General features: G+C 66.4%; 1 protein-coding gene. It reads right to left on the bottom strand.

The window, feature by feature from the left end:
• Positions 1–17: 17 nt before the first annotated feature.
• Positions 18–652, bottom strand: a 635-nt coding sequence (locus tag HLUSI_RS29590; protein WP_040503673.1) for a hydantoinase/oxoprolinase family protein, incomplete at its 5' end; no start/stop codon positions are given.

Here is a 652-nt window from a genome sequence, read left to right as displayed (position 1 = left end):
TCGGGTATAAGACGTAACTAATAATATACTTCCGCGGCCGTTACCAGGTGGCCGACGATGGCCAGGCGAATGGTCGAGATGTCGACCGGCGCCTGTTCGTCACGGAACCCGTACAGGCGTTCATGCTCGCGATGGAAAGCTTCGATCAGGTAATCCGCCTGCAGCGGCGACGGCAAGGGATGCGGCAAGGCGACATTGAGTTCATACGCCTGCCCGGCGTAGCGCATGTCGAGTGCGGGACGCAGCGACGGCTGGCCGGTGCCGCCCACGCCCTGCTGCTGCAACCATTCGCGTGCGCTGGTTTCCAGTTCGTTCCAGATGGCGTCGACGTCGTTGGCCGCGCGGTCGTCAAGCGTGACGCGCAGGCTGCGCACGAAATCGCGGCGCAGGTCGGCGGTCGCCGCACCCAGCGCACAGAATGTGCCCGGCTTGAGCGGAATCACGACATGCGCCAGGCCGGCTTCTTCGGCCAGCCAGTTGGCGTGCGTGGGACCGGCGCCGCCGAACGGCACCAGTGCGAATTCAGCCGGATCGAGACCTCGCTGCGCCAGGCTCTTGCGCAGTTCGGAAGCCATCTGTGCCGTGGCAATCGCCAACGCACCGGACGCGGCGCGTACTGCCGCATCGGGGGCGGTGTCGCCCAGCGCCGCGG

Source organism: Herbaspirillum lusitanum P6-12 (genome assembly GCF_000256565.1).
GTDB lineage: Bacteria > Pseudomonadota > Gammaproteobacteria > Burkholderiales > Burkholderiaceae_D > Herbaspirillum > Herbaspirillum lusitanum.
The sequence above is the reverse complement of the archived record's forward strand: the minus strand, read 5'-3'. Positions and strand labels throughout refer to the sequence as shown.